Here is a 23549-nt window from a genome sequence, read left to right as displayed (position 1 = left end):
GACGGTTCAGGAGGGCGCAAATCCCTGCACGCCAACCTGCAGCACAAACAATGACCCGGCTGCACACATGAACAGATGGTCGCGTTTCGGGCCACCGAACGTCAGGTTTGAGCACCCCTGCGGTAAGCGAAGCCGACCAATGAGCTTGCCCGCCGGATTAAAAACGAACACCCCGCACAAGCCGAGTGGCCCCGACGCGCCACACCACAAGTTCCCGAATACATCCACACGAATGCCATCCGGGTTCATCTGCGCACCATTCAGCTTCATGTCCGCAAAAATACGCCCGTTGGTAAGGCTGCTGCCATTCACGTCATAGACATGGATGGCCTGATCGCCACCCGATTTCTGCCCCGGCCCTTTAGGCGTCGAAACGACGTAAAGCTTTTTGTAGTCGGGAGAAAAACACAGCCCGTTCGGATCAAGTAGATCCTTTTCCTGCAAAACAGCCTGAAGCGTTCCATCCGGGGCGATGCGAAAGACATGGTCACTCTGTCGTTTGGTCCCGCCAATTTCACCCGTCAGTTCACGGCCAATATTCCAGCGAATTTTTCCGTCCGGATTGGTGGGCCCCCCGGGTTCATCCGCATGACCTTCCGTAATATTCGTGCCGTAACCGGGGTCCGTGAACCACAAGCTCCCGTCGGGGTGAGGCACAACATCGTTGGGGGAATTTAACCCTTTCCCTTCGAACTTATCCGCGAGAACCTTAACACTTCCGTCGTGCTCCCACCGCACGACGCGCCGGAAAAAATCTTCACAGACAACAAGCCGACCATCGAAATCAAAACAGTTCCCATTGGCTGCATAGCCATCGGGGCGAAAATCCGTGATTTCTCCGGTTTCCCAAATATAGCGTAGCGCACGGGAGCGAATAACATCACTGAGAACCAGAAAGCGCCCTTCACTGCTCCATGCAGGGCCTTCCAGCCAACCGCCCTGATCCCACACGCGACGAATGGGGGCCGCGAAATACGTCAAATCACGGAACGAGGGATCAATTGCAATCACGTCAGGATCGGGCAGATAACTGGGGCCTGCTTTCTCGCCCCACACTCTAGGTGGCTGGCTGATAACACTCGGCGGCTCTACTGCCCCCTGAGGCTGAGTCGCTTTGGCTTTGGCGGCACCAAGACAGACCAGCCCCGCCGCCCCCGATAGAACCGCGCGGCGCGCCAGAAGAACACCTGACCGGCTATTCCCGTCAGTCTGAACACTCGTTTCGTCAGACATCGTCCCTCTCCAAATAGAACGTGCCTATTCTCGTTGTTATCCTAAAAGGCGAAAATCAAAATTTCGGAATAACCAGGAAATACCAGAGAATTTCGAGAAAAACGTCTACCGCGCTTCAGCCTCGATCAGACGTACCACGAGGTCCATGATCCGTTTTTCGCTATAGGACGCAACTGCGCGCTGACGCCCGCGCTCTCCCATAGCGCGCGCCAGAGGCAGATCCTGTGTCACTGTTCTCAACGCCCGGGCCAATGGCGCAGAGAGGCCGGGAGGCACCAGAAAGCCGGTCTGTCCATCCACGACCTGTTCTCGTGGACCGCGAACATTGGTCGCCACCACAGGCAATTCCGTCAGCATCGCTTCAATGACGGACATGGGAAGCCCTTCAAAGTGGCTTGGAAGCGCAAACACGTCTGCGGCGGCAAGAAGATCTGGCACATCTTCCCGATAACCCAGCATCCGCAACCGCGGGCCCAAAAGCTGTCTGGCTCTGTCAAACGCGGGCCCGAGGGCATCGCCATGATCAGATGGCAGCCGTTCCCCCACAACCCAGAGTTCAGCTCCTGGCACATCTTCCATGGCTCGCAGAAGTTCGGGATGGCCTTTGTGGCGCACCAGTCGCGAAACCACGATAACCACGGGGCGATCTTCCGGAACACCCAACTCCCTACGGATACGGGCTCGCACCAAGGGGTTGGCATGATAGCGCTTGGGGTCACGGCCATTACCAATAGCAACAGGATGCGCATTCAGGTGCAGGCGTCGTGCGTCCCGTGCCTCTTCAACAGAGACGGTCATGTACAGATCCGTGATCCGACCTGCAGCCCATTCCAGAACAACGGAGAGCAACCGGCGTGCCAAAGATCCAGGTTGATTGAACAGGAAGCCATGACAGGTGTAGGCAATGATCCTGACACCACAAAGACGCGCAGCAAACCGCGCCAGAATGCCACTGATAGGCATATGTCCATGCACGACGTCCGGCTTCTCCCGGCGAATAAGCCGGATCAGCGCGACAAATGCGCGAAGCTGCGCAACCGGTGAAAATGACCGCGCCATCGGCACGGCATGAACGACAAACCCGTCTGCCCGTACTGGCGCCAGATGTGGACCTTCCGCACAGGCCCCCTGAACCTCATGCCCGGCGGCACGAAGCGCCTTCATTAATGGAAACAGGAACTGGCGGAGGGAGAAATCAACATTTGTGATTTCAAGGATTTTCACAACAGCACCTTTATTCCGGGATACGTTCCAGAAGCCAGGTGACTGTCTGGGAGACAACCTGAAGTGGTTTTGAGGGTGCCGCAGGTTTGGCACTTTCCTGCGCTTCTCCACCATTCTCGGCTGTCTCTTCCGCCGTAGGAACAACGCGCCTGAGAGAAGCGATAACGATCTGCTTGGTCTTTTCACGCCGGCCGCGCGCCAGATAGACGTCATCTTCGAGCAGTAGCATGCCGCCCTTCTGACGGAAGCGCCAGATCATGCCGCCCACCTGAAGAATGATATCTTCGTCGTCCCGTGTGACATGTACGTCCGGATGAATATGGAACCGCAGGGCGAACGGCGTTTCGCGCTCACCTTCAAGCACTTCCTGCCCGCGCAGGTCTTCTCCGTCCGCCCCAAGGTAAAGACGTCGCGTCCACTTCATTCCAAGCGGCGGATGATACCCGTCATGAGACAGATCCAGCCAATGGGCTTCCCCACTGCTTTGGTGCTCGCAGGTGACATGCGCCGGACGCCGCGTGACATGTCCGTCAGGCCCGAAGTCTGAGGACGACAGACCATCCGCGACCAGAACCGTATGCGCTGCACTGGCCCTCAGCGCCTGCGCCCATGCCCCCACCTGCGCACTGCCGCAATTAACGAAAAGACGATGCCGCTGGTTTGAAAACTCGAAAGACAACGTGCCAGCATGCGCTGCCTGATCATAACTGGTCGGTGGAGGCGCACCGCTATCCACAATCAGCAGAGACTTTCCGAGAGCCAGCCGGGTAAATTTCCCCTGATGCATGGCGGGCGCAATCAGCTTCTGCCTTGATCCCTGCGCCAGAACATCTTCCACCATCGCGCTGTAACGCTCGTTGGAACCATTAAAAACAGCCAGACCACCATCACCATGACGCATGGCACGCAACACCGGACAGACTCTGTCTAGGGCCACATCAATAAAGGGCGGCACGCTCGAATGCGCTGTGCGGAACATGACGGACATTTCTGCAAGCTCACGCGCCGTCTGATATTGTGCTTCCGGAGACCGCTCAGCAACCGTCCCATCGGAAAGAATCAGACGTTCAATTTCCGCTGGAAGGTAACGCAGGAAGCGCGTCATGAACCCGCTGTGATCCGGCATAGCCAGAGCCGCAGCAAGCAGGCCACGCAAGGCCGTCAGCCCGCGCCAGCCTTGCGGTTCCAGCGGCAAAAGGGCGGCAATGGTCCGTCCCTCTACCAACATCCGATCCATGATTTTTTGCTGAAGTTTACGGTCCGCCGAAGCCAGGCAGAATTCGTGGTTTGCCAGCCAGGATGAGAGGCGCGCACCTGTTACGCAGGCATCCTTGACCAACGGATCCGTTGGAGGATGCGATACCCAGTCCGCGACAAGCGCGCGGGCCGTCATACGGGCATCGTCACTGCCTAATGCGCGCAGATCCCGTAGCCATGCAAAACTTTGCAGCCACCGTTTTGCAGGTTCCGGCCAAGGGCCACGTTCCCACTTTCCGCGCGGCAGATCGTAGTCCTGCCGCTCAAACCGAAAGCGACCCGCGACAAGGCGAGCGCCCTGCTCGGCGTCCCCTTTCCACGGGTCACGATAAATATAAACCGGTCCCTCTGAAGTTCCGCCACCAACGGGCAGTCGTGCGAGTGAAAGTCGTGCGTCCTGAATCCAGCGACGAATGGGCATCAGGCGCTGTCTTCCTTGAACGGGCCTTCAAGTGCATGAATGGCTGAATCACGGTCCGGCTTACCAAAGACGGCAGACCCTGCCACCAGCATCCGCGCACCGGCAGCCACCACTTTTGGTGCCGTGACTGGGTCAATGCCGCCATCAACCGCCAGCACGATATCACGGCCACTGTCTTCAATCATGCGCGACAGGATTCGGATTTTTGGTAACTGGCTCTCCAGAAAGCTCTGGCCGCCAAACCCGGGATTCACTGTCATGACCAGAATAATGTCTACCAGATCAAGCACCTCTGACAGTGCTTCTGGCGGCGTCCCCGGACAGATCGCAATTCCCGGGCGGCAACCAAGCGCACGGATGGTCTGAAGCGTCCGGTGAATATGGGGGGCGTTTTCCACGTGCACCGTAATGTGATCCGCGCCAGCCTTGGCTGTTGCTTCCAGATACGGATCCACTGGATCGATCATCAGATGCACGTCGAACTTCGCATCGGTATGCTTTCGCAAGGCCGAGATCACCCCAGGACCGAACGAGATATTCGGCACGAAATGACCGTCCATTACATCCAGATGTAACCAGGGCGCGCGGGAGATGGATGCAATCTCATCTCCAAGACGGGCGAAGTCGGCAGCCAGCAGGCTGGGGGCGACAATGATCGGGGATCGTTCTGTCATGTTGTTATGTATCGGCAAAGCAACCTCCAGACGCAAGACAGTTCCGCACATCCCCGCGCGTTCGTGAGCGAGTACCGCCGACGAGGCTCTCAGGAACCCAACCGCTGCTGATGCGTCCTCATCAGACTGTCTGACTACTACCACCGTAGTATGGAGTTTTTATGACCGATCGCCTCTCCCCTATTCTGCTTAGTAGAGACGCCTGGATCCGCCGACCATCTCACCGGGCCTGGCTCGAAATGCAGGGCCGTCGGTTGCTGGATTTCAGCAAGGAAGGTTGTATCGACGGGGGTTTCGCAGGACTGGATATGGAAGGTCACCTTCCTGAAGGCGCCAAGGCAGAAGCAACCCTGACTGCACGGTGCGTTCACGCTTATGCGACTGCGGAACTCCAGGGCATTCCAGGAAGCGCGCCGCTCGTCGCACATGGCGTGAATGCGCTCATGACATCCTTTCGGGACCAACAGCACGGAGGCTGGAACCACTTCGCGGATCAGCCTCATGAGCGCAAGCAGGCCTATCTGCATGCGTTCGTCGCACTTGCCGCGTCCTCTGCTGTTCTGATCGGTGTGGAAGGTGCAAACGCACTTCTCAAGGATGCCATCCATCAGATCGAGACGCATTTCTGGTCTGAAGACGAAGGCGTCATGCGCGAGAGCTTCGCAGACGACTGGTCAGACGAAGAAAACTATCGCGGGGCCAACAGTAACATGCATTCCACAGAAGCCTTCATGGCTCTTGCGGATGTTACAGGTGATGTGAAGTGGTTGCGCCGCGCGCTGCGGATCGTCACCCGGTTTGTGCATGAACTGGCCCCACAACAGGGCTTCGCAATGCCCGAGCACTTCAACCGAAATTGGGATCTGCTGCAGAATTATCATGAAGACAAACCTACGGACGATCTACGCCCCTACGGCATGACACCGGGTCATTTTGTCGAATGGTCTCACCTGATAGTGAAACTGGAGGCAGCTCTACTCCGCAGAGGCGAAACAGCCCCGGGCTGGATGCTTCATGATGCACAGGCGCTCTTCGAGACCGGAATGAAGTCAGGCTGGAACGTCGATGGTCTTCCCGGAATGGTTTACACAATTGACTGGGATCACAAATCCCATGTGCCTTCCCGCGTCCATTGGGCTCATGCAGAAGCTCTGACGGCGGCAATCAACCTGTATAAGCGCACGGGAAATCCCCATTACGAGCACTGGTATCGCACGATCTGGGATTATATCGACACAACCCTGATTGATCGGGATTTTGGCAGCTGGTTCAACGAAGTGAGCCCAGAAGGCGAGCCGACAGAACATATCTACAAAGGTAAAGGCGACCTTTACCATGCCTACCAGTCCACGCTGGCACCGATGATGCCCTTGGCTCCGTCACTCGCAACAGCGATCGAACAGATAGGTGTGCCCTACTGAGCAGGGGTCGGTTTCGTCACCCAGTAAACCGGGAGCGCCACGGCCTCCCGGAACAGATAGTAGAGCTCTGGCAGCCGAAAGACTTTTGGATACGCGCCTGACACATCTTTCACGCCAGCATGCCGCAATGCCCATTCTGCCCGCATAATATGAAACCACTGCGAAACGACGACTGCCCCTTCCGGCGCTTCCTGCGCAACATGCAGAGCCGTCAGCCAGGTATTATTTCCCTGTGAATCAACAATGATCGCTTCTGCCGGAACACCGTGATTTTCCAGCCAGTGCGCCATGATTTCAGCTTCATCTTGATGATTGGCAGTTTCTACAGCTCCACTCACCATCAGTTCCCGAACGCGCTTTTCCTTCCAGAGTGACAATCCGGTTTCCAAACGGTCCTGCAAAGCTGGCTTTGGCACGCCCGCATCCGTGACGGCTGTGCCGAAAATGACGCCCATTTCTGCGGGGCTGGCAGAAGCACGCATACCCGTTACGGCAACGCATGCACACCAAATCGTACATACAATACCGCCAGCCAACGCCGCTGCCGCAATCCGCTTTCCCCAGCGAACGGTCACGAGTGCTTCTCGCCCTGCTGCTCCCGCATGCGCAGGATGTATAACAACGCCACCACTGCCGCCAAAAAGCCCGACAGCGCTCCGACCCCCAGGGACCACCGCGGTCCAAAATAATTGGCAACCCATCCCACAACAGGGGCACCGAATGGGGATGATCCCGCAAAAACAGCAAACCGGATGGCCAGCACGCGCCCTCGCATGGATGGGTCGCTCGAAAGCTGCATGAAGCTGTTACTGGTGGCTGTAAATGTCAGAGATGATACGCCGGTAATAAGCAACGTGCAGGCAAAAAGCCAGTATGTCGGAGCCAATGCTCCCAACAGGCAACCCACACCAAAAATCAATGAACCATTCAGCAGAACGTCAAAATCTGCCTTTTTACGGCCTGCTGCCAGAAAGCCACCCAGAATGGTGCCAACAGCCATGGCCGAATTCAGAATTCCATAGCCATGCGCGCCGACGTGAAACACACCAACTGCCATGGTTGCAATAAAGATCGGGAAATTGAGACCAAATGCTCCGATAATGAACAACATAATCAGAATCGTCCGAAGGTCTTCGCGCGCCCAGACATAGCGCAATCCGCTGGTCAGGGCATTGCGCTCGGTTTCTCTCGCCCTGGCATGCCGAAACAGGTCTTCACGGCGAATAAAGAGCAAAGAGCCCATGACGCCGAAAAACGAAAGCCCGTTTAAAACAAACGACCAGCCTGAACCAATTTCCGCAATACAGAACCCTGCCACCGCAGGCCCGATCATCCGTCCAGCGTTATAAGACATGGAATTGATGGCCACGGCATTTGGAAGGTCAGTCTCTCCCACCAACTCACCGACAAATGTCTGACGAACAGGACTGTCAAACGCGGCGACACAGCCACTCAGGAAAGCAAACAGATCCACCTGCCAGAGACGAACCGATCCCGTAACGACGAGAAGGCCTAGTGCAACAGCCAGCACACCCAAAGCACCTTGGGTAAAAAGCAGAAATCGATGCTTCTCAACCCGGTCTGCAATCAGTCCGGTCCAGAGCATAAGCAAAAGAGGTGGAGCAAGCTGGAGGGCCATCACGATGCCAATGGCCATGGCATCGTGATGGGTCAATTCAGTGAGAACAAGCCAGTCCTGCGTCGTGAACTGCATCCATGTTCCGATGTTGGAGAACAGTGCTCCCCAGACCCAGACACGATAATTGCGCCGCCCCAGAGAGCGGAAAGTGTCACCCAGCATCAGGGGACACTCCAGGCTGAAAACAACAGGAAGACGGACAGACTGGCATCCACCCACTGTCAGGAATCTTACATTGGATGTCGAGGGTTATTCCGCAGGAATGACCCTCACATCATGATTACAGGTGTCCCTGTTCCAGTTCCTGAGCAAGGGCATCGGCATGATAGACGGTCTTGAGTGCAGCCATGATAGCGCTCGTATCCGTCGAAACCGCTCTATTGCGCTCGCCATCGTAATAAAGATCGCCAGCCAGACTATCGAGATTACCGTCGAAAATCAGGCCCACCACATCGCCCTGCCGGTTAATGACCGGGGAGCCTGAATTTCCACCCACAATATCATTCGTCGAAACAAAATCGAGATTCGTGGACAGTGTCAGATGAGGCTTCGCATCAAGCCAGACCTGCGGAAGGCGGAACGGATCGCTCCCGGTCGCATGTTTGTACATCCCGGCAAAATTTGTGAAGGGCGCAACCGTCTTGGCACCATCCTGCCAACCTTTGACGGTGCCGTAAGACAGTCTTGGTGAGAATGTAGCATCCGGATAAAGCGTATCTGCCTGTCCTTCTGCCTGCGCGCGCGCAAACTGGGCACGGGCAATCGCACCCTGGGCTTCATGCATTGGTGCTTCGATCTGATCACGGCTTCGATTGCGGATCACATCCAGAACCGGCTGCAACTGACGGGCTAGAACAATCATCGGGTCCGTAGAAGCCTGAATGGCCTTTGCACCGCCCTTATACAACGCAAGGCGCTGCGCAGGATCAGCAAGCTTCGTTCCCTGCATCAGCTCCGCAGCGCGTTCATCCGGGCTTTTTGTGCCGAGAACCAGATGCACGGCAGCATCATCCTCACCCAGCATCTGACGCATCGTGGTCATGCCCAGAGCCAGCGTCATGGTTTCCAGATCGACATGCACGGGCACTTTGGCAGAAATTTCAGCTTCAAGTTCAGCCAGTTCGGCATCGTGGTAGCCCGCACGACGCTCGGCATCCGGCTTCTGTCTCTCCTGCGCGGCTGATACCAGCATGACAGCATCACCCAGCAGGCCATGAACTGTACGGGCAATGGCAAAGTCATGGACGTAAGACTGGCGCTGTATGGCCAGTGCAGCCTCCACTTTTTTGAACGGCTCGCCATAGATTTTGCGGCGTTCGGCATCCGCATCAATCCAGGCCTGAAGAGCGCGATCTTCCGCTTCACGTTTTTCCATCACGCCGGGTTCCCGCAGAGCCTTCACGGTGCCCGACAGAGATTTCAGGCCGTTCTGAACGCCGAACAGCGTATTTTGCGCTTCAATCAGATGTTCCTTGCTTTCACGTGAATACTGCCAGAGCGCCCCTTCACTGGTAGAATACACCCCAATGATGGTTGGCAGGATAACGTCCCGCTGGAACGTCAATGCACTGGCCGGAAGAGACCGCTGCGTTCGCCCCGGATTACCAGACGTGAACACCAGCTCTCCTGCTTTTGGCCCTTTCGGATCAAACTTGAAGAAAGGTGTGTGGACCGGCTTACCGTCCTCAAACACCCGCAACATCGACAGGTCGATATCATACCGTGGGAAGGTAAAATTGTCCGGATCGCCGCCAAAGAATGCGATATCCTGATCCGGCGCCATCACAAGACGCACATCCTGATACCGACGATAGCGATAGAGCGCAGTTTGACCACCGTGATAGAGCGTCACGACATCACACCGCCAGTGTGTTGCATCTCCGCCCGCACATTCCTTCGTCAGAACGCTACTGGCAGCCTGAAGCGCCTTTGCATAATCCGCACCGTGCTTGCCTGAGGTCATATCAGCGACACGGCCTGTCACGTCTTTCACCTGATCCAGACGATCCAGCTCCATACCCGGACATTGCGGCTCTTTGGAAACATCTGCCGCCGAAAAACCATCATGAAAATAATCGTGCGTCTTGTCCGATAGGTCGGTCAGGCAGGTATTGGCACAATGATGATTTGTCATCACCAATCCATCACCAGAGACAAAAGACGCCGAGCATCCCTCTGCCAGACGTGCTGAAGACTGAATGACGTGGTTGATCCATTCAGCCGAAGGCTCGAAGCCATATTGCTGCTTCAACTGACGGGCTGGCAGATGGTCGAACGTCCACATTCCTTCCTCGGCCTGAGCTGAACCAAGGGCCGTGCTGGCAATCAGCAGAGCAGGCAACAAGCGCTTCACAACACGCATGACAGATCCTAAAAATGTTATCTTATAACAATACTCTATCCTGCTCTGCATCGCCGCTCCATCCCTCCCGACGAAATTTTGATCCCCCCACGCCTTACGGAATTTATTGACATTCTCTCGCAGCCCATGAAGGAGTGCTTCTTCACCTTGGGGTGCCCTGACAAAGGGCTGAGAGACTGCTGAGGGTATGCGCTTTAAAGCCATACCAGCGCAGTGACCCATAGAACCTGATCCAGTTCATGCTGGCGGAGGGATGGTGGCTACTGACAGATCCACAGACTGGATTTTCGGTGTCTCTCGTCGTCCACGCTGCGCATGTGGGGATCGCAGTATTGCAGGCGGGACAGCACCATGATGACCACCGTATTTGCGCGCAAATCCCGCCAGGTTCCTGTCTTCCTGCTCGGCCTGACCGTTTGTGCCGGTACAGTGCGCGCGGCGGACACCACAGCCCTTACCCCGCCTGCGTCCATCGCCCCGAAGGCCGAGCACATTACTGTCCACCGCGTTTCTGACAGCGCACCCGGACATCAGCCCGGCGGCGGACTGATCCGACCGGAAAACAGCGTGCGCTCTATCAGCACAGTCAGCCGTGACTACATGGACAAGCAGCCCCCAATGGTGACGGCCTATCAGCTCGCCTCCATGCTGCCCGGTGCGAATGTTGCCACATCCGACCCATTCGGCTTTTCGCCCAACACCAACCTGACCGTTCGCGGCTTGAACAATGATGCCATCGGCTATGTGCTTGAAGGCACACCACTGAACGATGTCGCCTATTATTCCGGATATCCGAGCCAGTTCGCTGACAGCGAGAATTATAGTCAGGTCGCACTTGCCCAAGGGTCGGCCGATCTGGACAGCCCTGTCCTGAACGCCGCTGGGGGGCTGATGAGCCTGTCCTTTCTCGATCCGTCACAGAAGGCCGGGGGTTTCGCCAGCGTCTCCTATGGCTCCTTTGACACCAATCGCGAATTCATTCGCCTTGAAACGGGCAACATCGGCAATTCCGGCATTCGTGGCTTTGTGTCCTATTCCCACAGCGCCAGCAACAACTGGCGCGGACCGGGGCGGGACAAACGCCAGCATGTCGATTTCAAATTCCTGAAGGAATGGGGCCAGGGCAACCGCGCCAGTCTCATTGGCTCCTTCAACACCACCGTCACCAGCTATTATCCGCAGGTCACGATGGAAAGCTGGAAAGCCGATGGCATCCATGGCGCGAACAACCTTGCAGGCCATTATGACGCCTCCAACGCAGACAATGCCGTCAATTACTGGCGTCTGTGGCGCGCGCCGGAACGCACCTTCTATGCAGGCGCACCCGTCCATCTGCATCTGACGCATCAGCTTTCGCTGGACGTCACACCCTACGCACAGTTCGCCTATGGAAACGTTCCGGGCGGCTCCACACTGACGGAAACCGGTCTCTATAACGGCACTCAGCCCCTGAGTGACACGCTCACGCTGCCCAATGCACAGGATGGAACCGCTGTCGTGCGTGCCAACTACACGCAACGCAGTTATCGCTCCGGATTCAATTCAACCCTGCATTACAAAACTGGCTGGAACGATTTCGTCCTCGGTTACTGGTACGATTACGGAGACGACAACGAGCAGCAGCCCTTCACAACCGTTTCTGCCACCGGCGCCTCAGGCGATATCTGGGCGGAAAACAGCAGTAGCCTGATCCATCTTGCGAACGGGCAGAAACTGCTGGGCGGCAGCTTCCACACCATTTCCCAGACCAACGCACTTTATGTGGGCGATCATATCTCGCTCCTGCATGATCGTCTGACCATCGAAGCGGGTTTCAAGGCAGTCATGATGAGCCGCGCTGGCACGAACAATGTTCCCGGCCCTCAGTATCGCGTGGCGTCCAACAGCATGGAGCCTCTGCCGCGTATTGGCGTCCGCTGGCGCATTGATGAGCAGAACCAGATTTTCTTCAACGCCACGACCAATTTCCGCGCACCGGACCAGACGGCACTTTACAACACCTACGACCCAACCTCCGGTGCACTCGCGACGACAGGCAGCGCAGACGTCCGCAACGAATATTCCATTTCCGAAGAACTGGGATATCGCCGCACGGGACAATGGATCATCGGCAGCCTGACGCTGTTCAACTACAACTTTACCAACCGCCAGATCTCAACGCTGGCCTCCCAGAACGGCTCCATCATCCAGACGACCATGAATGCCGGAGGCCAGACCTCCCGCGGTGTGGATGTGGAAATCGGCCTCCGCCCCTGGCACCACTTCAGCCCTTACGTCTCGGGCGAATATCTGCACGCCACCATTGATAACAACATTGCCTCCGGCGGCGATCTTCTGCCGACCAAAGGTAAAATCGCCGTTCGCAGCCCGACGCTTCAAGCCGCTGCTGGCATCAGCTACGATGACGGGCATATCTTCGGCGTGGCCACCCTGCATTACACGGGGCACCAATACGCAACGTTCATGAATGATGAGCGGATGTCAGACCGAACGACCGGCGATATTTCCGTCGGCTATCGCTTCGGTGATCTGTCTCGCCTGCATAAGCCAACCCTGCGCCTGAACTTCATCAACATCACCAATGAGCGCTCCCTGTCCGGCGTTGCCAGCCCGACCCTGAACGCAAAGGACACGACTGGCATTTACGGCAGCACGATCAGCGGAAGCGCCCCGAGTTATTATATCGGCGGCGGTTTCGCAGCTCTGTTCACAGCGTCCACAGGCTTCTGAACTCGTGACCTCTCTCGGACAGTTCGGCGTCAAGGGTGTGCAGGCCGAACGGCATTGGCCGCCGCTAACGCTCGCCGAGGCGAAACGTGTTCTGGCGTTTTTTTCCATTACCGCCGTTCCGGAAACTGTTCTGTGGCATGGACAACGCCCGTTCTCCGCGACAGCCCTGATCAGCCTTACCGACGGCACGATGCTTTTTCTGAAGCGTCATGATCCACGCTTGCGCGATCAGAACGCCCTGACGGAAGAACATGCTTTCATGGCGCATCTTAGCCACCATGGCTTACCCGTCACTGCGGCGCTTACAACGCGGGAACAACACTGCGCTCTGACAGATCATGGTTGGGTTTATGAGGTTTTCCCTCCCTTACCCGGCTTGGATCTCTATCGAGATGTTCAGTCCTGGGAGCCGTTTCTTTGTTCAGAACATGCGCATGCCGCAGGAGGCACACTCGCACGTCTTCATCTGGCTGCAACAGATTACGCCGCCCCCGCCCGGCCTGATCGGCTTTTGCTATCCAGCTTCAACGCTATTACCAACCCCGATCTTGAGACTGGCCTCCGTCATTGGGCTGCGTCTCAACCGGGCCTCAACACGACGCTCAATCCAGAGGCTTGGCAGCAGATCCTACGTATCCTGGAACCTTTCCACGCAAAACTGCGACCACTCCTGACAGAGATTATCCCCTGTTGGGGACACGGAGACTGGCATCCATCTAACCAGTTCTGGACGTCCGCCACTCCAGACGCCGAAATCTGCGGGATCTTTGATTTTGGTATGTCTGATCTCACCTGCGCTGCGTACGATCTCGCAGTGGCGATCGAGCGCACTGCCATCTCTTGGCTGTCCTCACACTTTGCTGTCTCGTGGAGCCAGCTGAGCGCCCTGTTAGCGGGCTATCACAGGGTTCGTCCCCTCACTCCGCAAGAACGCGAACTGGTCGTTGCGTTCCTGCCGCTTGTTCATGTCGAATTCGCATTATCTGAGGTCGCGTATTACAGCACGCTTGTTCAGGATGAGGCATCAGCCCATGTCGCCTACGCAGACTATCTTTTAGGGCATGCACACTGGTTTGCAGGCCGTGACGGTCAACACCTTCTGAACTGGCTCCGCGAAACTTTGGATGCCATTGCCGCATGTCCCTGACGGAACTCATCGCGGCCCTTCTGAGTGCCATCGGCGTGTGGCTGACGGCACGCCGCACTATGGCTTGCTGGCCACTCTCTCTTCTTGCCGCTCTCTTATACGGGTTGGTGTTTTTTAAAGCCCATCTTTACGCCGACGCCTGCCTTCAGGCCGTATTCTGTGGCTGCCTGCTCTATGGGTGGTGGCGCTGGATGAAAGACGGTGCGCAGGGGGATGAGACCCTGCATATTCGGCCACTTTCGGAACGCGGGTTACTCTTTGGCCTTCTGATCGGCGCACTTGGGGGCGGACTGTGGGCTTTCTGTCTGGCTCGCTTTACAGACGATCCCACCCCCGTGGCTGATGCCCTGCTCAGCAGTTACAGTCTGGTTGCACAGATCTGGGCTGCGCGGCGGCATACGATCAGCTGGGCCTGCTGGATCGTGATCGACACAGCTTACGTTGCCATGTTCGTCAGTCGCGACCTTTACCCGACAGCTGCCCTTTACGCGATATTCGTCGTTCTGGCGGTTCATGGACTGCGCAAATGGCAAAAAGCCTCCCAAGCGTAATGGGAAAACAAAATGCGTTTTCCCATTACGCCAAGCGCTGGCTCCAAATCGAAAACCTGGCCGCTCAATACGCAACGCTGACTTCGCCCAGGAACATACGCCCTGCAGAGGGGGTCGCACGGTTCGAGAAAAGGCTCTGGTAATTGAGTTTATTGGCAAGATTGTAGCCATTCATGGAGATTTTCCAGTGCCGGTTAAAGCGATGGGAAATCATGGCACTGAAGTCCAGATTGGCCGGAGCACGCAGAGTATTGGCGGTATCGAGCCAGACATGCTCACGCCAGGTCAGCCCACCACCGACTGTCAGGTTATAGGGCTTGTCCGGGAAAGCGCTGTACGCTGACCAGAGGGTTGCCTGATTGTGTGGCACATACTGAACATTCTTGCCGCGGTTCGCCTTGGTCGCAGAAGACGTCGTGCTGCTATCATAAAGGGCATAGGTCGCGGACACGTTCCAGCCCGGCAGAATGACACCGCCGACGGACAATTCCAGACCCTGATTACGCTGCCGGTCAGAAGAGCCCTGAATTTCACCGGTCACGGGATCAGCGTTCAATGCATTCCCTTTGTCCAGACGGAACAAGGAGGCCGTCAGACCCAACCGGTCATGCAGAATGCTGTACTTGGCGCCAAGTTCATAAAGCTGAGCCTTCTCAGGACTGGCAAAAGAATTGGTCCCCGGACGGATGGGAACAGACCCATTGGTGACGTACATTCCCATCGGGGTCGTGGAATTGGCCCAGGTAAAATAATAAGTCTGATGGTCGTCCGGCGTGACAACGAGGCTGGCATTCGGATTGAACACACCCGTCACGTCATGAAAATGCTGATCGGGGTTCTTCGCGACATTGCCTCCCGTCAGGTTGTAGCTCGTTTGCCAACGATCCCAGCGGAAGCCCCCTTTCACAGAAAGCCACTTGGTGAACCAGATTTGATCGAACAAGAACAGACCCGTATCGAACCCGTAGCCATTGCTATGCGACTTCGCCCCCAGTGACCCCAGAGACACAAGACCGGCCGGGTTCATATCACCCGGTACCAGATCAAGATTGCCGACATTTCCCTTCGGATTAACGAGGTTCGCATACGGTTTTGGCTTCAGATACGTCGACTGTGAGCGAACATCATTGACGCGTTCGACATCAAACCCGGCAACAACCTGATGCCGGAGAAAGCTTGTATGGAAGTCGGCAACCATTGAGCCGACATTCTGCACAGACCAGCTCGTTTGCTCATACGGCAGCGGCGCCATGTAGGTGCCGGTTCCTGTGCCCGCCCCCGCACCCACTGGCCCGGACCGTGCAACGAGCGCCTTTGACGCATCCCCGTTGAAGTAGTTGTTCACACACGTCGTATCGCAGGTCGCTTTTGAAGCCGCGAAAGACCGGTAATACTCACCACCCCGCAAATCATCATAGAACGTGACATGCCTGTTCAGTTTGAAGCTGAATCGCGCTGTTTCCATGTTGGAATTTGTGGCGTTCTGGTCGTTATCCGTGCCGTACCAGTTCGTCCGGCGGATACCGTATTCCGTAATAGGCTGCCCGTACTTTGCCCCCGGTTTCGTGACAACCGGAACACCGAAATCAGGCACGGAGTTTTCCTGCTGGTGCATGTATTGCAGAACAAGCGTTGTTCTCTTGCCAATCCCGAATGCAAGAGACGGAGCAACACCCCAGCGATGAGAGAAGATATAATCTCGTCCCACAACATTATGCTCATCGCCCATTCCCGTAATACGGAAGGCCGTAGAGTCATTGATTTTCTGGTTCACATCCAATGTGCCGCGATAATAACTGCCTGAACCGCCTGAAAAATCAGCCGAATAGTGATTTTTCAAACCAGGAGTTTTGGTCACCATATTGATGGCACCGCCCGTCGTGCCATTCCCAAACACTTCGGAAGACGGCCCCTTGATGACGGACACAGTTTCGAAATTGAATGAGTCGCGGGAATAGACACCGAAGTCCCGCAGTCCATCTTCATAGATATCATTCTGGGCCTGAAAACCGCGGATCAGGAACTGATCCCCGTTCATGCCGCCAGCGCCCTCCCCGATGGACGTTGTTACGCCCGGCACATTTCTCAGAGCTTCATCAAGAGATTTGACATTCTGCTGCTGCATCAGGGCCTGCGGCACGACATTGATGTTCTGCGGCGTGTGCATCACGTCCTGCGGCATCCGGGACAGCCCAAGAGACTGATGCATGGTGTTAAAGCCATGCCCCTGAACTGTCAGATGTTCGACATCCGCCCCTTCAACACCCGCAGTATCTTCCAGATGCCGCGTTGATGACTCCGGTTTGCGATCTGGTTTTTTCTCATGCTTCACAGGTGCAGCGGCATAGCCTTGCGAAGACATCAGGAGCGTACCGGCAACTGAAAGAGACGTGATGTGTGTGCGCAGCGAACCAGTCACCGGAACCTCTTCATTCAGATAAACAACTTTACATTTCGAAACCCCTATATTGGTAATGAGAAACATTCTCAACTAGTTTTTGATGAAGTGTTTCTCATTTCCGACAAACCTCGTCACGAGCGAAGCGGAATAAGCCCGTATTTCCTTGCGAACAAAAAAAAGCCCCGCACCTGAAAACAGGGCGGGGCTTTCTAAAACAGTCGTCGAAGAAACAGATCAGTTCGGCGTTTCATCGTCCGGCGCGAGCGGCTGGACATGCGTCACTTTGCCATACCGATCATAGTAGATCACGGCATCACCACGACGTTCGGCATAACCATCCGGCTGGCCGTCACGGGTGCGGAAAAGCAGCCGAAACGCATCCGGCTGTTCAACCACCTTGTCTCCTGGCGGGCGATACTTGAAGCGACTGAAGTCAGCATGGCTCCGGGGCAGCGAAGAGCTATGATACAGCTCGTGCATGCTCGGCTTCTTGGGCCCGTCACCATCGGCATCCTGCGCGACAGCCGTGCCCGTCAGGGCTAGAACGGCCAAAGTGGTAGTCAGGATCCTGCGCATGATGCTCTCCGGTCAGTGCGTTGCGGCGGGCACTGTAGGCGAAACCGTCTTCTGGCTCCACCCACCGCCAAGCGCACGGTAAAGCGTGACAAGATTCTGGAATCGGGCAGCCTGAACCAGAATGGCATTCTGCTGAGCCTGATAAAGCGTTCTCTGCTGCTCAAGCGTCGTCAGATAGCTGTCGATCCCTGCATCATATCGCATCTTCGCCAGATCATAGGCCTTCTGTGACTGGTCAACGAGCGACTGCATATGCTGCTGCTGCGCCGTGTAGGTCTCACGTGCCGTAAGCGCGTCAGACACTTCCCGGAAGGCTGTCTGCACAGTTTTCTCATACTGTGCGGCATACTGGAGCTTTTGCCCCTTCGCCATCAGCAGATTTCCCTCACTCTGCCCCCAGGTGAAAATGGGCAGACTGATGGAAGGCGAGACCGACCATGTCTCGGCACCCGGCGTAAACAGCTTGCGAAACTGCAGGGAGCTTGTCCCTTCAGACGCCGTCAGCGTGACCTTCGGGAAAAACTCTGCTCGCGCCGCACCAATACTTGCATTGGCACCAATCAGAGTGTGCTCCGCCGCGACAATATCGGGGCGTTGGGCCAGAAGATCCGACGGCAACCCTTCCGGCAGATCACTGATCATCGTCTGAGCACCAAATGGTGCTGGCGGCGGCAGATCGGCAGGCAACGGCACACCCACCAGAACCTGAAGACCATGCTCGTCATCCGCTACGGCACGCAAATACTGCGCCTCATACGCAGAAGCCTGCTCGACCTGCGTCTTGACCTGCGCAAGCGTCAGGGCATCTGTCTCGCCATTGTCGTAGGAAAGCTGCGTCAGGCGCAGCGTATCCCGCTGGGACTTCAGGGTGTCGCGTGTAACGCGAAGCTGTTCCCGATCCGCAAGCCACTGAATGTAGGTCGTGCCAATCTGCGAGACCGTCGTAATCAGAACGTTTCGGGCGCCCTCGACACTGTTCAGAACCGTCTCGGCCTGCTGCTTCGTCAGGTTGCGAATACGGCCCCAGAGATCCACCTCGTAAGACGAGAAGCCGATGGACGTCTGATAAAGCCGCAGGGTCGAAACGCTCGTCCCAAGCCCTGGCGCAAAAGAGAAGCCTGCCGTGCTTGACGGCGCCATGAACATGCCCTGCCCGCCGGCCGTGATGATCGGGAACAGGGATGCGTTCTGAATTTCATATTGCCCACGAGCCACCGTGATAGCCGCTGCCTGAGCGGCTAAATCCCGGTTATTCCTGAGCCCCAATTGGACCAGAGCTTTCAGACGAGGGTCCGTGAAGAAATCTTCCCATCCCAGATTATAGGATTTGGCCACCGAAGAGACGTTCTTAGCGCCTGTATCCTGCGGGTAAGAATTCTGCACAGCCTGCGTCGGCTGATGATATCTGGGAGCCATGTTGCAGCCGGAAAGCATCAGCAGCGCGGCAAATCCAAGACGGGCCTTCATGCGCCGTGCTCCCCTTCAATGGCAGGTGTCGCCTTATTATCCAGATGGGCATAAGCGTCCTTCCGGTCCCGGATCCGGACCACACGGAACAGACGCAGAACCACCACGAAGAATACCGGCACGAAGTAAATCGCGAGCAAGGTTGCAGACAGCATGCCGCCAACCACGCAGGTGCCGATGGCCACACGTGCAGCAGAGCCTGCCCCCGTTGCGATCGCAAGTGGGAACACACCGCAGACGAACGCAATGGACGTCATGAGAATTGGCCTCAGACGTTCACGCCCGGCTTCAATCACGGACTCTTCCAGAGACTGCCCTTCTTCAAAGAAAGCCTTGGCAAATTCCACAATCAGGATCGCGTTCTTCACAGACAGACCAACTGTCGTCAGCAGACCAACCTGGAAGTAAACGTCGTTGGAAAGGCCACGGCCCAGCGTTGCGGCAATCGCTCCGAGCACACCGAGTGGCAGCACCAGAAGCACCGCAAACGGAATGGCCCAGCTTTCATAAAGCGCGGCAAGACAGAACATGATCACGATAGCGGCCAGAGCATAAAGCGGCCCCGTTGAACCACTGGATGCAAGCTGCTCGTAGGACAGACCCGTCCACTCATACCCAATGCCACGTGGCAGCTTGGCGAGGATTTTTTCCATCTCGCTCATAGCCTGACCGGAACTGGACCCAACGGCAGGCTGCCCCTGAATCTCGTAGGAGTTCATGCCGTTGTAGTCTTCGACCTTCTGCGGGCCGCTTTCCCACGTACCGGAAGCGAAGGCATTGAACGGAACCATCGTGCCCGTCGTATTGCGGACGTACCAGCGGTTCAGATCTTCCGGCGTCATACGCGCCCAGGGTTCACCCTGAATATAGACCTGCTTCACACGGTCATCACGCATGAACTGGTTGACGTAGATGGAGCCAAGAGCACCTTCCAGCGTCGTGTTGATGTCAGCGTTGGTCAGCCCAAGTGCGTTTGCACGTTCACGGTTGAGGTCCAGCTTGAACTGCGGCGCATCTTCCATGCCGAGCGGACGAACAGCCTGAAGCAGCGGATTTTTAGCTGCTTCCATCAGCACCTGATTACGCGCAGCCAGCAGTGCTGCGTGACCCAGATGGCCTGTGTCTTCAAGTTCCAGATCGAAACCGGTAGCGTTACCCAGTTCCATCACGGCTGGGGGGTTGACTGCGAAGATCTGCGCATCCGGATCCATCCAGAAATGCATCATGATTTCACGGGACACGGTCATCGTCGTATGGGCAGCACCGGGGCGCTGATCCCACGGCTTCATTCGAATAAAGAATGCACCCGCAGACTGACCCTGCCCGGCAAAACTGAAGCCGTTCATCGTGAAGACTGACTGGACGTAGTCCCCATAATTTTTCAGGACGTAATCCGTGATCTTCTTGTTGACGGCAGCGGTCTGCTCCTGCGTTGCGTTATTCCGCATCGTGACCTGCCCGAAGATGATCCCCTGATCTTCGTCAGGCAGGAACCCGCCAGGCACACGATTGAACAGAAACACCACACCGGCGGTCAGCAGCAGAAAGACAACCATGCTGACAACAGGCGCGCGGATCAGCCACTTCACACCGCTCAGATAACCATTGGTCAGGCGGTCAAAATTACGATTGAACCAAGCTGCCGGACCACGCTCATGGCCCTTATGGGTAGGCTTCAGCATGGACCCGCAGAGTGCCGGCGTCATAACCATAGCCACCAGAACAGACAACCACATGGCGGCAACAATGGTGATGGAGAACTGGCGATAAATCACACCGGTAGAACCACCGAAGGCGGCCATCGGCAGGAACACAGCCGTCAGAACCAGCACGATGCCAATCAGGGCACCGGAAATCTCATCCATGGACTGGCGAGCAGCTTCCTTGGGAGACAGGCCCTGATCCGTCATCACACGCTCGACGTTTTCAACAACGACGATCGCATCGTCCACGAGCAGACCGACAGCCAGAACCATAGCCAGCATGGTCAGCGTATTGATGCTGTATCCCATCACGGACAGCAGCCCGAACGTGCCCAGAAGAACAACCGGGACAGCAATCGTCGGGATCAGCGTGGCACGGAAGTTCTGAAGGAAGATCAGCATCACGAAGAACACGAGAATGATGGCGATAACCAGCGTCTCGATAACTTCCTTGATAGAGAGCGTAATGAACGGCTCCGTATCAAGCGGGTAAACCAGCTTCAGACCATGCGGGAAATAGCGCTGCAGATCTGTCATTCGGCTACGGACTGCGGCTTCCGTCTGAAGCTGATTGGCGCCCGGCGCCAGCTTCAAAGCCATCGCAGATGCAGGATGACCGTTATAGACGGAACCGAGAGCGTAACTCTGTGCACCAAGCTCGACACGGGCCACGTCGCTCAGGCGAACCTGACTGCCGTCCTGCTGAACCTTGAGCAGAATTTTGTTAAATTCTTCAGGCGAACTCAGACGCGTCGGACCAATAACCGTTGCGTCAAATCCGATGCCTTTTTTAGCGGGCAAACCGCCCAACTCACCGGACGAAACCTGAATATTCTGGGCCTGAATGGCGGACTGCACATCGCCGACCGTCAGGCCGTAATTATACAGCCGAGACGGATCAAGCCAGATACGCATCGCGTATTCTGAGCCAAACAGTGTGTGATCGCCCACACCTGACACACGCGACAGCGGATCAGAGATATTGGACGCCACATAATCGGCAATGTCCTGGCCGGACATGCTTCCGTCTTCGGAAATAAAGGCCAGAACCATCATGAAGTTCTTGGTCGCCTTCGTGACACCCAGACCCTGTGCTGTCACTTCAGACGGCAGACGCGGCTGCGCCAGCTGGAGCTTGTTCTGAACCTGAACCTGAGCAATGTCAGGATTGGTGCCCTGCTCGAAGGTCAGATCGATTTCCATCTGTCCGCTCGCGTAGGACGAGGCAGACAGATATTCGAGATGATCCAGACCATACATCTGCTGCAAAATCGGACGGACAACCGTGTTATTCACGGTTTCCGCCGAAGCACCCGGATACATGACAGAAATGGCGATCTGCGGCGGTGCGATGCTGGGATACTGGGCAATCGGCATGCGGGTGATGGCAACGCCACCAACCAGCATGATGATCAGCCCGATCACCCATGCAAAGATCGGCCGATCAATGAAAAAGCGTGAGAGCGTCATGTGCTGTTACTCAGCCTTTCCCGCAGGAACTTCCTGAGGTGCGACCTTCGCACCCGGCTGAACCTTCTGCAGACCGTTTACGATGATCTTGTCGCCAGCCTTGACGCCGCCCGTCACCAGCCAGTCCTTTCCAATCGTCCGGGTCGTCTGGATCGGGCGCTGCTGCACCTTGTTTTCGACATCAACGGTCATCACGAAAGGATTGCCCTTCGAGTCACGCTGGACAGCCACCTGCGGCACCAGAATGCCGTTCGGATCGATACCTTCGCGGATATGGGCATGCACAAACATTCCCGGCAGAAGCAGATGATCCGGGTTCGGGAAAACAGCTCGCATGACAAGCGTTCCCGTTGCAGGATCGACCGTGACTTCCGAAAGCTGGAGCTTGCCGCGCTGGGGATAATCTGAATCATCTTCCAGCTTCAGACCCACAGCAGCGGCATCATCGCCTTTACGCTCGACCTGCCCCGTTGCCAGTTCATGCTTGAGACGCAGCATATCAGAGGCCGCCAGATTGACGTCCACATAAATCGGATCAAGCCGCGTCACGACTGCGATCGGCTGCGTCTGCCCTGCCGTGAGCAACGCACCCGGCGTGTAAAGCGTACGGCCGATACGGCCATCAATCGGGGCGCGGACATGAGTGTAATTCAGGTTGACTTCGGCGGCCTCTAGATTGGCTTTCGCCTGAGCAACCTGCGCTTCAGCTTCGCGGGCCGTTGCAAGCGTGTTGTCATAGTCCTGTGAGCTGACAGCATGCGCCTTGACCAGCGGCGCATAACGACGAAGCTGACCAGCCGCGCGCGTGGCAACAGCCTGAGCATTCATGAGCTGGGCCTTGGCCTGGTCATAAGCAGCCTGATACGGCGCAATATAAACCTGGAACAGCTGCTGCCCTTTTTTGACGTCCGCACCCTGCTCAAAGTCACGCGAGACAATCACACCATTCACCTGCGGACGGATCTGCGCCTGTTCATAGGCATCCGTTCGGCCGGGAAGAGACGTCTCCAGCGTAACCGGCTGGGTTTGCAGCGTCATGACGCCAACAGGCTGTGGCGGCAATTGCGGAGCGGCGGCTTTTTTCTGACAGCCAGCAACCAAGAAAGGCACGGCTGCCAGCAAAGGGATCATTGTTTTGGCCTGACGGCGCATCTGACCTTTCTCCAAGACGACAGTCGCGGACGACATCCAAAATGTTTTCTGAAAAGAAGGCATGATACAGCCGCTATCCTGTGATACAGAAACCACGCAGTTTCCAGTTGTTCCGGAAACT

16 protein-coding genes and 1 riboswitch are annotated in these 23549 nt (G+C 56.4%); of the genes, 4 read left to right on the top strand and 12 right to left on the bottom strand.

Going from position 1 to position 23549, the window contains the following annotated elements:
- Nucleotides 1–6: 6 nt before the first annotated feature.
- From M2305_RS08440 to rpe, 4 genes are all read right to left on the bottom strand, one after another.
- Nucleotides 7–1233 (bottom strand): SMP-30/gluconolactonase/LRE family protein, encoded by a 1227-nt coding sequence (locus M2305_RS08440; protein WP_264649111.1) that lies wholly within the window; start codon nucleotides 1231–1233, stop codon nucleotides 7–9.
- A gap of 105 nt (nucleotides 1234–1338) precedes the next feature.
- Nucleotides 1339–2457: a glycosyltransferase family 4 protein gene (locus tag M2305_RS08435; RefSeq protein WP_264649110.1), complete on the bottom strand. Its 1119-nt coding sequence runs from the start codon at nucleotides 2455–2457 to the stop codon at nucleotides 1339–1341.
- 10 nt (nucleotides 2458–2467) lie between these two features.
- The gene (locus M2305_RS08430; RefSeq protein WP_264649109.1) at nucleotides 2468–4135 is read right to left on the bottom strand and encodes a heparinase II/III family protein; all 1668 of its coding nucleotides are present in this window, start codon (nucleotides 4133–4135) and stop codon (nucleotides 2468–2470) included.
- A complete protein-coding gene (gene rpe / locus M2305_RS08425) occupies nucleotides 4135–4809 on the bottom strand; it encodes a ribulose-phosphate 3-epimerase (RefSeq protein ID WP_264649108.1) in 675 nt (224 codons plus the stop codon). The genes M2305_RS08430 and rpe overlap by 1 nt, the downstream gene beginning before the upstream one ends.
- 161 nt (nucleotides 4810–4970) lie before the next feature.
- Here rpe and M2305_RS08420 point away from each other — a divergent pair, with 161 nt between their 5' ends.
- Nucleotides 4971–6230, top strand: a complete 1260-nt coding sequence (locus M2305_RS08420) for an AGE family epimerase/isomerase (RefSeq protein ID WP_264649107.1) — start codon at nucleotides 4971–4973, stop codon at nucleotides 6228–6230.
- Here M2305_RS08420 and M2305_RS08415 read toward each other — a convergent pair.
- The 3 genes from M2305_RS08415 to M2305_RS08405 form a co-directional block, all read right to left on the bottom strand.
- Entirely contained in the window at nucleotides 6224–6805 is a 582-nt protein-coding gene (locus M2305_RS08415; protein ID WP_264649106.1) for a YdcF family protein, read from the bottom strand. The genes M2305_RS08420 and M2305_RS08415 overlap by 7 nt on opposite strands.
- Nucleotides 6802–8031: an MFS transporter gene (locus tag M2305_RS08410; RefSeq protein WP_211508271.1), complete on the bottom strand. Its 1230-nt coding sequence runs from the start codon at nucleotides 8029–8031 to the stop codon at nucleotides 6802–6804. The genes M2305_RS08415 and M2305_RS08410 overlap by 4 nt, the downstream gene beginning before the upstream one ends.
- Nucleotides 8032–8149: 118 nt before the next feature.
- On the bottom strand, nucleotides 8150–10231 hold the full coding sequence (locus M2305_RS08405; protein ID WP_264649105.1) for a S46 family peptidase: 2082 nt from the start codon (nucleotides 10229–10231) through the stop codon (nucleotides 8150–8152).
- Nucleotides 10232–10369: 138 nt separating this feature from the next.
- A riboswitch (TPP riboswitch) is annotated at nucleotides 10370–10502 on the top strand.
- A gap of 83 nt (nucleotides 10503–10585) precedes the next feature.
- On the opposite strand from M2305_RS08405, the gene M2305_RS08400 reads away from it, so the two are divergent.
- Genes M2305_RS08400 through pnuC form a run of 3 tightly spaced genes read left to right on the top strand, consistent with a single transcriptional unit; the run spans nucleotide 10586 to nucleotide 14659 of the window.
- Nucleotides 10586–12961 (top strand): TonB-dependent receptor, encoded by a 2376-nt coding sequence (locus tag M2305_RS08400; RefSeq protein WP_264649955.1) that lies wholly within the window; start codon nucleotides 10586–10588, stop codon nucleotides 12959–12961.
- A gap of 4 nt (nucleotides 12962–12965) precedes the next feature.
- A complete protein-coding gene (locus tag M2305_RS08395; protein WP_264649104.1) occupies nucleotides 12966–14108 on the top strand; it encodes a phosphotransferase enzyme family protein in 1143 nt (380 codons plus the stop codon).
- Nucleotides 14099–14659 (top strand): nicotinamide riboside transporter PnuC, encoded by a 561-nt coding sequence (gene pnuC, locus M2305_RS08390; RefSeq protein WP_086633420.1) that lies wholly within the window; start codon nucleotides 14099–14101, stop codon nucleotides 14657–14659. Before M2305_RS08395 ends, pnuC begins: the two co-directional genes overlap by 10 nt.
- A gap of 64 nt (nucleotides 14660–14723) precedes the next feature.
- Here pnuC and M2305_RS08385 read toward each other — a convergent pair whose 3' ends face one another.
- From M2305_RS08385 to M2305_RS08365, 5 genes are all read right to left on the bottom strand, one after another.
- Complete coding sequence (locus M2305_RS08385) at nucleotides 14724–16940, bottom strand: TonB-dependent receptor (protein WP_211498681.1); 2217 nt, start codon at nucleotides 16938–16940, stop codon at nucleotides 14724–14726.
- Nucleotides 16941–17294: 354 nt separating this feature from the next.
- Nucleotides 17295–17636 (bottom strand): hypothetical protein, encoded by a 342-nt coding sequence (locus M2305_RS08380; RefSeq protein WP_046900735.1) that lies wholly within the window; start codon nucleotides 17634–17636, stop codon nucleotides 17295–17297.
- Nucleotides 17637–17648: 12 nt separating this feature from the next.
- Entirely contained in the window at nucleotides 17649–19103 is a 1455-nt protein-coding gene (locus tag M2305_RS08375; RefSeq protein ID WP_264649103.1) for an efflux transporter outer membrane subunit, read from the bottom strand.
- Complete coding sequence (locus M2305_RS08370) at nucleotides 19100–22276, bottom strand: efflux RND transporter permease subunit (protein WP_264649102.1); 3177 nt, start codon at nucleotides 22274–22276, stop codon at nucleotides 19100–19102. The genes M2305_RS08375 and M2305_RS08370 overlap by 4 nt, the downstream gene beginning before the upstream one ends.
- Before the next feature lie 6 nt (nucleotides 22277–22282).
- On the bottom strand, nucleotides 22283–23491 hold the full coding sequence (locus M2305_RS08365) for an efflux RND transporter periplasmic adaptor subunit (RefSeq protein ID WP_264649101.1): 1209 nt from the start codon (nucleotides 23489–23491) through the stop codon (nucleotides 22283–22285).
- Nucleotides 23492–23549: the final 58 nt, after the last annotated feature.

Source organism: Gluconobacter cerinus (genome assembly GCF_025961355.1).
Lineage (GTDB): Bacteria > Pseudomonadota > Alphaproteobacteria > Acetobacterales > Acetobacteraceae > Gluconobacter > Gluconobacter cerinus.
The sequence above is the reverse complement of the archived record's forward strand: the minus strand, read 5'-3'. Positions and strand labels throughout refer to the sequence as shown.